The sequence below is a fragment of the Staphylococcus sp. HMSC36A10 genome (genome assembly GCF_001838845.1).
Taxonomy (GTDB): Bacteria; Bacillota; Bacilli; order Staphylococcales; family Staphylococcaceae; genus Staphylococcus; species Staphylococcus aureus.
Window position 1 is genome coordinate 1 of sequence record NZ_KV839131.1, and the last position, 208, is coordinate 208.

At 32.7% G+C, this 208-nt stretch carries 1 protein-coding gene; it reads left to right on the top strand.

Features of this window, described 5'->3' with window-relative positions:
- Positions 1-65 precede the first annotated feature (65 nt).
- Positions 66-208, top strand: a 143-nt coding sequence (locus HMPREF3247_RS13300; protein WP_001807588.1) for a type I restriction-modification system subunit M N-terminal domain-containing protein, incomplete at its 3' end; no start/stop codon positions are given.

The window sequence follows — 208 nt, forward strand, 5'->3', positions numbered from 1 at the left end:
CCAAATGTTATAATAAATCTATTACACAAAGAGATAAATTACTTATTCAAAGGCGGAGGAATCACATGTCTATTACTGAAAAACAACGTCAGCAACAAGCTGAATTACATAAAAAATTATGGTCGATTGCGAATGATTTAAGAGGGAACATGGATGCGAGTGAATTCCGTAATTACATTTTAGGCTTGATTTTCTATCGCTTCTTATC